This window comes from Janthinobacterium sp. CG_23.3 (assembly GCF_046115965.1).
In the GTDB taxonomy this organism is placed as follows: Bacteria; Pseudomonadota; Gammaproteobacteria; order Burkholderiales; family Burkholderiaceae_D; genus Janthinobacterium.
The window spans coordinates 22135-29684 of the sequence record NZ_JBJXIB010000074.1 but is presented as its reverse complement, the minus strand read 5'-3'; the positions used below and the strand labels follow the sequence as shown (position 1 = coordinate 29684).

Below are 7550 nucleotides of genomic sequence, written 5' to 3'. Positions count from 1 at the left end.
TACCGCGCCCACCGCGACACCCACTCCTTCCCCCCCACCCTTTCCCCCCCCGACACTCGTCCGCTCTTGGACGCTAGCAGGGTGTCGGCGGCGGCGCCGGCGCCGGCGCTGCCTTCGTGCTAGGTGTGGACGTGCTGCTGATGTGCATAGTCATTCTTAATTCCCGTCCAGTTCGGTCTCGCCGATGAGGGCATAGGCGAGCCAGCCTTCTTTATTTGCCTGTATGTCGCCGAGCTCGAGGCCCAGGCGTTGCTTTTCTTCGGAGCATAACTGGAACGCTTGCGCGTGGACCGAGCGCAGCGCCACCAGCGCGGCGCGCTCGGGCGCCGTCCAGGGGCCGCGCGCCGCCAGCGCCGGCAAGTCCGCCGCCAGCGCCGTGCACGCGGCCTGCAGCGCGTCCCAGTCGGCGCCGTCGCTGGCCGCGCCCAGGCGCGCGCTCAACTGCGCGATGGCGCGCAGCCTATCCATTTTTCGCCTGTACGCCCAGCCAACCCTGCTTGATCGTGGTCAGCAGGGTGCTGACCTCGTCAATCATGGCGGGATCGAGTTTGATCCCGGCGGTGTACAGGCGGCCGGCGCAATAATCGTACAGGTGGCCGAGGTTGGCGACGACTTCGCCGCCGTGCTCGTAGTCCAGCGAACTGGACAAGCCATTGATGATTTCCACGCACTTGTTCAGGCTGATCCCTTTTTGTTCGTAGCGCTTGCCGGTGATGTGGCCGCGCGCGCGCGCCAGCTCCTCCAGCAAGCCGTCGGTGAGCACCAGCACCAGTTCGATTGGCGAGGCGCGCGCCGTTTGCGCATCCAGATTGACTGAATGGTAACTGCTGTATGCATCGTGGTTCAACATAATATTCTCGCGGTGTAAGCTGGGTGGGGCAAGGCGGCGCGGACGCCGCCGGATTACTTGCTGAACAGGGCGTCGAACATGTCGTTGTTGCGGGCCATCTGGTCTTGCAACTGGTTCAACTTGCCGAACTGCAGTTTGTAGCTGTTAAACATTGCCACATAACTTTTCTCGAAATCGGCCTGGCGCCGCTCCAGCGCCATTTGCTGTTTCGCGGTGGCGGCCTGGCGCTGCACCAACTGGCCGGTGGCGCCGTTGTTCCACAGCTTGAGGAACTTGTCGAGCTTGCTGGTGACGCCGCTGGGCGCGCTCGCCGAGGTGCTGCCGATCGCCGCGTCCAGGCCGGCCGGGTTGACCGCCAGCATTTTGCCCAGGCGCGCCGTGTCCAGCGACAGCTTGCCCTCGCGGGTGGCCGTGATGCCGTAGGTCGACATCGCGCCGATGCTGTTTTCGCGCAGCGTGCGCGTCATCTGGTCGCGCAGCACGCGCATGCCGCTGTCCTCGGCGAAGGGGCCGGCGGCGACGCCCTTTTGCGGGTCGCCCGGGTCGGTCATGTCGTCCAGCACGCCCTTGAGCTTGTTGTAGGCGTCGACGAAGCTTTGCACGTTGGCGTTGGTGGCGGCGCCGTCCAGGCCGACCGTCAGCGTCACCGCCGGGTCGCCCGGCGCCTGCGCCTTGGTGAAGGTGACGGCGACGTCGGCGATGTTGGTGAAGGTGTTCGAGCTTTGCTGGATACGGGTGCCGCTGGCGCCGCCCAGGTAGACCACGGCGTCTTGCTCGGCCACCAGTTGGGTGACGTTGGCCGGCGTCGTCAGCGCGGTTTTCAGCGCGCCGTTCGACAGGGCGCTGGCGTCGAGGGTGATCTTGCCGGCGCTGCCGCTGACGTTCGAGGTCAGCACCAGCTGGGCCACGCCGCCGATGGTGATGATCGAGGCCGTCACCTTCGACAGGTTGGTCGGCTCGGCGTTGATGGCGGCGGCGATTTCCTTGGCCGTCAGGGTGCCGTTGTTGTTCTTGTCGGCGGCCGCCATGTTCACCGTGAAATTGCTGCCGTCGGCCAGGCTCAGGGCCAGGTTGCCGGTCGGGGTGGCGTCGTCGCTCAAGCCGCCGTACGACACCTGGTGCTTGGTGGCCAGGCTTTCGACGAAGAAGGAGTAGGTGCCGGGCGCGGCGGTGGGCGCCGCCGTGGCGCTGCCGATGGCCGGGTTGCTCAGCGTGCCGGCCTGGGCCATCAGGGTCTTGTTGGCCGTCAGCGCCGTCAGGCTGGTCTGGTAGGCGGTGATCGCCGTCTTCAAGCTCGTCAGGGCGCTCGCCGTGGTCGCGGCGCGCCTGGTCTGGAAGGTGATCAGGGCTTGCTGGTCGACGGTGTACTTGTCGGTCCAAGCCTTGGCCGAGGCGTCGACGTTGTACGGTACGGGGGCGGTGGTGGTCATGACGGACTCCTAAAAAGGGAAACTCAATGTATACCTGAGTACAAGGCGACCAAATCCGCGCGCCGCTGAAATGATTTCCACAAGAAACTTTATTTAGCCTGGCCGCGGAACCAGAACTGCGTCGCCACCTCGTCCTGGCGCTTGGCGTCGCGCCGGTGTTGCTCGCCGTCGGCGTCCTTTTGTTTTTTTTCCAACACCTGGCCGAGCACCTCGCGCTTGGCCCAGGCGGCGTTCAGCGCGCGCTGCGAGTGCGCCATGTTGGCCTCGTGCAGGTGCAGGTCGGTGCGGTGCAGGTCGACCATGTGCATCACCGCCTGCTTGTAGTTGCCGCAGTTGACCGACAGCGCCAGCGGCAGCGCGCCGGAGGCGCCGCTGCCGGTGTACAGGCCGGTCAGGCGCTCGAGGTTGCGCTGGTAGCGCTCCTTGACCTGGGTCTGCGCCGCCATTTCGCCTTGCAGGCGTTCGACTTCGGTGTTGCGCAGTTGCACCAGGGTGGTCAAATTTTGAATCGTGTGCGAGCTTGTCATGCCATCATCTCTTCGAGTTGGACTACACAAGGGACCAGGGGCGCCTCTTCCTTCGTGCCCTGGCACAGGAACGCTTCGACCCGCGGGTGCAACTGCACCGCCTGGTCGGTGAGCGGGTCGGCGCCGGGCACGTAGGCGCCCAGCGGAATCAAATCGCGCACGCGGGCGTGGCGCGCCATCGACGCCTTCAAGGCGCGCGCCGCCAGCATGTGCGGCTGGCTGATCACCTGCGCCATGCAGCGGCTGATCGAGGCGGCGATATCGATGGCCGGGTAGTGGCCGCGCTCGGCCAGCTCGCGCGTCAGCACGATGTGGCCGTCGAGGATGGCGCGGGCGGTGTCGACGACCGGGTCCTGCTGGTCGTCGCCCTCGGCCAGCACGGTGTAGATGGCGCTCATGCTGCCTTCCTGGTTCTCGCCGTTGCCGGCGCTCTCGACCAGTTGCGGCAGCGCCGAGAACACCGACGGCGGGTAGCCGCGCGTGGCCGGCGGCTCGCCCAGCGCCAGCGCCACCTCGCGCAGCGCCATCGCGTAGCGCGTCAGCGAATCGACCAGCAGCAGCACGTGCTTGCCCTGGTCGCGGAAGTGCGCGGCGATCGAGTGGCACAGTTCGGTGGCCATGATGCGCATCAACGGCGACTCGTCGGCCGGGGCGATCACCAGCACGGCCTTTTTCAAGCCCTCGACGCCGAGCGATTTTTCGACGAATTCGCGCACCTCGCGCGAGCGCTCGCCGATCAGGCCGACGACGACGACGTCGGCGACGGTCTGGCGCGTGATAATGCCCAGCAGCACGCTCTTGCCGACGCCGCTGCCGGCCATCAGGCCGACGCGCTGGCCCTTGCCCAGCGTCAGCATGGCGTTGATGGCGCGCACGCCGACGTCGAGCGGCTCGTCGACGGGTTTTTTCTTCAGCGGATGGACCTTGGGCGGGGTCGATTCGAGCACGTGCTCGCCGGTCAGGCGGCCCAGGTCGTCGATCGGCTCGCCCAGGCCGTTGACCATGCGCCCCAGCCAGGACGGGCCGATTTGCAGGTTGGCCTTGTCGGGCAGCGGCAGCACGCGCGCGCCGGTGGTCATGCCGGTGGCCTTCTTGAACGGCATCAGGAACGACAGCTTGTCGCGGAAACCCACCACCTGGGCGTCCATCCACTCGCCGTTGACCGATTCGATCTGGCAACGCTGGCCGGTGTGCAGGCGGCACCCCGCGCTTTCGAGCAGCAGGCCGGAGGCGCCGACCAGGCGCCCGGTGGGCGTGGCCACCGGTACCGCGTCGATCTCGAAACTGCGCAGGGAGTCGGCGATCATGACGTCACTTCCTCGTCGGCGTGGTCGGCCGCCAGTTGCAGGTGGCTGCTGACCTGGTCCATGCAGGCGGCCAGGCGCTGGTGGCAGCCGGCGTCGACTTCGTTGTCGCCGGCCTTGATGCGGCACTCGCCGGCGTCCAGGCGGGCGTCGGCGATCAGGTTCCAGCGCTTGGCGCGCTTCGGATCGAGTTCGCTGATGCGCTTGAGCTCCTCGGGGTTGAGGAAGACGTCGATTTCCTCGCGCGTCGGCGGCATCGACGCCAGCGTCTCGTCGACCAGGGCCAGCAGTTGCACCGGTTGCAGCGCCAGTTCGGCGCGGATGACCTGGCGCGCCACCTTGGCCACCAGGTCGACGACTTCCTTGCGCTGGGCGGCGCGGTAGTCGGCGCGCACCTTCTTCAAGTTCTTCAGGATGGCGTCGACCGGGCGCGCCAGGCGGTCCAGCGCGACCAGGGTTTCGTTGCGGCCCTCTTCGCGGCCCTGGGCGGTGCCGTCGCTGCGCCCGGCGTCGTAGCCGTCCTGCTGGCCGCGCACCAGGCCGACCTCGTAGCCGTCGCGCTGGCCCTGCTCGAAGCCCTCCGCCACCGAGGCTTGCCACTGGCCGTCGGTGTCCTCGGAGCGCTGGCCGGCGGCGATGAACTGCGACAGCGGCGGGAAGCGGTAGGAGCGGAAGGAGTGCTTCATTCGACCACCGCCTCGGCGAACAGTTGCACTTCGATCTCGCCGGCGTCGGCCAGGCCCTTGACGGTGGCCATGATTTCGCGGCGGGTCTGCTCGATGCGGCTCAGCGGCACCGGGCCGGAGCGGCGCATCATGTCCTCGAAGCTTTGCGCCTGGCGCTTCGGCATGGTCTTCATGACGGCTTCGCGCACCAGCGGCTCGGCGCCCTTGAGGGCGATGGCCCACAGTTCCAGCGGCACGTCCTCGAGGATGCGGGTGATCGCCACCTCGCTCTGGCGCGACAGGATGAAGAAGTCGTACATGCTCAGTTCGATCGCCGCGACCACTTCCGGGTCGTGGGCGCGCAGCAGTTCGACCATGTCGGAGCGGTTGCCCGGCAGCCGGTTGAGGATCTCGGCGACCTGGCGCACGCCCTCGACGCTGGTGCTCTGGGTGTCGAAGGTCGACAGGCAGCGCCCGACCAGCTCGTCCAGTTCGCTCAGCAGGTCGCGGTCGATCTCGTCCAGGCGCGCCAGGTTCAGCAGCACCAGGTCGCGCCCCTCGACCGGCAGCGCGTCGAGGATCTGGCCGGCCAGCGCGGCCGGCAGGAAGGCCAGGAACACCGCCTGCATCTGCACGTGTTCGTTGACGATGTACTCGGCCAGCCATTTCGGCGAGGCCCACTGCAGGCGCGCCATCTTGGGGCGGATGGCGTCGCCGTAAATATTGTTGAGTACGCTATTTGCGATGTCGCTGCCCAGCGCCAGGTCGAGCGCGCGCTTGAGGTAGGTGCGCGAGGCGCCGTGCACGCCGCTTTGCTGGCGGTAGTCGTCGAAGAAGGTCTGCATCGCGTGTTTGACCGACTCGACCTTGATGCCGCTCATGCGCGACATCACCTGCGTAACCTCGAGCAACTCCTCGCGCGACAGGCAGCGCAGCACCGCCGCGGCCGGCTCCTCGCCTATGCTCAGCAGCACGATGGCGGCCTGCTCGACCGGGGACAGGGCGATCTCGTCGTCGTCGTCGCGCTCGTTCATGTTATTGGTTTCGGCCATTTTTCTGCATCCATTGTTTGACGACTTCGGCGACCCGTTCGGGTTCCTTCTCGGCCAGCACTTTCAAATGGTCGACCATCACGTCGACCGCCGAGCCGGGCGGCGGCAGGTCGTAGTTTTCCAGCAGCGGCACCACCGGCATCGGGCTGCTCGCGGCCATGCCCGGCAACTGCGGCGCGCCCGGCGCGCCCAGCGCGGCGGCGCCGCCGCCCGAGGCGCCGTTGGCGGCGGCGCCGGCCTGCGCCAGCGTGGCCTCGACGTTTTGCATCATGGGCGGCGTCAAGCGTACTGTCAACAAGCGCAGCAACGGGCGCACGATCAGCAAAAAGCCCAGCAAGGCGCCGACCAGGTAGATCGCCCAGCTGCTCATGTCGACGACGTTGTCGCGCTCTTCCCACCACTGCGCCGCCGGCGCCTTGGCCGGGAAGCTCAGCGCCGACACCGCCAGCACGTCGCCGCGGCTGGCGTTGATGCCCAGGCCGCTGCGCAGCATCTTGTCCATATTCGCCATCTCCGTCGCGTTCCAGCCACTTTTCGGGTTGGGCGCGGCGGCGCTGTTGAGCACCACGGCGACGCTGAGCTGCTGCAGGCGGCCGCGGCTGCGTTTGATCTGGGTGATGCTGCGGTCGTAGGCGAACTGGCGCGAGGTGGCGTTCTTGTGCGCCGAGCCCTCGTCGCCGCCCTTGTTGGCGTCGGCGCCGGCGGCGCCGGGCGCGCCGGCCGGCGCCGGCACGCCGGCGGCCGGGGCGCGGTTGCTCAGGCTGCCGGGCACGCCCAGCACCATGCGGTTGCGGTCCTGCTCCTCGCGGGTGGCCTCGCTGGTCACCTTGGGCGCCTCGCCGTATTTCTCCAGCGTTTCCTCGATCTTGTCGTTGTCGACCGCGGCCGTCACGCTGACCTTGAAATTATCCTCGCCGATGACCGGTCCCAGCAGATCCTTGACGTTGCGGCGGATCTCGTCCTGGATGCGCTTGGCGTTCTCGTTGCCCTGGTTGCCGGCCTCGAAACCCTCGCTCAGGTCGATGCGCGCCGACAGGTAGTTGCCGGCCTGGTCGACCAGGCTGACGCGCTGCGGGCTCAGGCTGGCGACGCTGCCGGCGACCATGTTGATGACGGCGGCGATCTGCTCGGGCGCCAGCGTGCGCCCGGGTTTGGCCGCCACCACCACCGAGGCCGACGACTTCTCGCCGTCGCTGGCGACGAAGGAGGTCGACTTGGCGATGGACAGGTGGACGCGGGCCGAGGCGATCGCGTCCAGGCTCATGATGCTTTGCGCCAACTCGCCCTCGAGGCCGCGGCGAAAGCGCACGTCCTGGACGAACTGCGACACGCCCAGCGGGTCGCTCTTGTCCATCAGCTCCAGGCCGGCCGGCAGTTGCGCCGTGACGCCCTTGGAGGCGAGCATCATGCGCACCTTGCCCAGCTGGGCCTCGGGCACCAGCACCTGGCCGCTGTCGGGATGCAGGCGGTAGGGCACGTGCTCGGCGTCGAGCGCGTTCATCATCTCGGTGACGGCGACTTTCTCGCGGTTGCCGAAGACCGGCTTGTAGCCGGCCTGGTCGCGCCAGAAATACATCATTACCATGGCGGTCAGGCCGATCGCCAGCAGCAGCAGCGGCGCCAGGGTTTTCAGCAGCGCCGGCGAGGCCGAGGGCAGGCCGGCGCTGCGCCAGCGCGCGATGGCGGACTTGAAGGGGTTGTTCACGTGTCGGTCTTTCGGAT

General features: G+C 67.6%; 8 protein-coding genes. All 8 read right to left on the bottom strand.

What is annotated here, in order from left to right; all coding sequences use genetic code 11:
- Window positions 1–156: 156 nt before the first annotated feature.
- On the bottom strand, window positions 157–468 hold the full coding sequence (locus ACFDR9_RS17275; RefSeq protein ID WP_017875057.1) for a hypothetical protein: 312 nt from the start codon (window positions 466–468) through the stop codon (window positions 157–159).
- Window positions 461–850 (bottom strand): flagellar export chaperone FliS, encoded by a 390-nt coding sequence (gene fliS / locus ACFDR9_RS17270; protein WP_035787528.1) that lies wholly within the window; start codon window positions 848–850, stop codon window positions 461–463. The genes ACFDR9_RS17275 and fliS overlap by 8 nt, the downstream gene beginning before the upstream one ends.
- Window positions 851–903: 53 nt before the next feature.
- On the bottom strand, window positions 904–2280 hold the full coding sequence (gene fliD / locus ACFDR9_RS17265) for a flagellar filament capping protein FliD (RefSeq protein WP_017875059.1): 1377 nt from the start codon (window positions 2278–2280) through the stop codon (window positions 904–906).
- An 89-nt stretch (window positions 2281–2369) separates the two neighbouring features.
- Window positions 2370–2807, bottom strand: coding sequence for a flagellar FliJ family protein (locus tag ACFDR9_RS17260; protein ID WP_017875060.1), 438 nt, complete (start codon window positions 2805–2807; stop codon window positions 2370–2372).
- The gene (gene fliI / locus ACFDR9_RS17255; protein WP_017875061.1) at window positions 2804–4114 is read right to left on the bottom strand and encodes a flagellar protein export ATPase FliI; all 1311 of its coding nucleotides are present in this window, start codon (window positions 4112–4114) and stop codon (window positions 2804–2806) included. The genes ACFDR9_RS17260 and fliI overlap by 4 nt, the downstream gene beginning before the upstream one ends.
- On the bottom strand, window positions 4111–4797 hold the full coding sequence (gene fliH / locus ACFDR9_RS17250) for a flagellar assembly protein FliH (protein WP_017875062.1): 687 nt from the start codon (window positions 4795–4797) through the stop codon (window positions 4111–4113). The genes fliI and fliH overlap by 4 nt, the downstream gene beginning before the upstream one ends.
- Entirely contained in the window at window positions 4794–5828 is a 1035-nt protein-coding gene (locus ACFDR9_RS17245) for a flagellar motor switch protein FliG (RefSeq protein ID WP_017875063.1), read from the bottom strand. Before ACFDR9_RS17245 ends, fliH begins: the two co-directional genes overlap by 4 nt.
- Window positions 5812–7533 carry a flagellar basal-body MS-ring/collar protein FliF gene (fliF, locus tag ACFDR9_RS17240; RefSeq protein WP_409031783.1) on the bottom strand — a complete coding sequence of 574 codons (1722 nt, stop codon included), beginning with the start codon at window positions 7531–7533 and terminating at the stop codon, window positions 5812–5814. Before fliF ends, ACFDR9_RS17245 begins: the two co-directional genes overlap by 17 nt.
- Window positions 7534–7550: the final 17 nt, after the last annotated feature.

What these genes read in the sequence shown, in the direction of transcription:
- fliI (WP_017875061.1), bottom strand. Translation starts at nt 4,114, where the DNA reads ATGATCGCCGACTCCCTGCGCAGTTTCGAGATCGACGCGGTACCGGTG.
- fliD (WP_017875059.1), bottom strand. Translation starts at nt 2,280, where the DNA reads ATGACCACCACCGCCCCCGTACCGTACAACGTCGACGCCTCGGCCAAG.
- ACFDR9_RS17245 (WP_017875063.1), bottom strand. Translation starts at nt 5,828, where the DNA reads ATGGCCGAAACCAATAACATGAACGAGCGCGACGACGACGACGAGATC.
- ACFDR9_RS17260 (WP_017875060.1), bottom strand. Translation starts at nt 2,807, where the DNA reads ATGACAAGCTCGCACACGATTCAAAATTTGACCACCCTGGTGCAACTG.
- fliS (WP_035787528.1), bottom strand. Translation starts at nt 850, where the DNA reads ATGTTGAACCACGATGCATACAGCAGTTACCATTCAGTCAATCTGGAT.
- ACFDR9_RS17275 (WP_017875057.1), bottom strand. Translation starts at nt 468, where the DNA reads ATGGATAGGCTGCGCGCCATCGCGCAGTTGAGCGCGCGCCTGGGCGCG.
- fliH (WP_017875062.1), bottom strand. Translation starts at nt 4,797, where the DNA reads ATGAAGCACTCCTTCCGCTCCTACCGCTTCCCGCCGCTGTCGCAGTTC.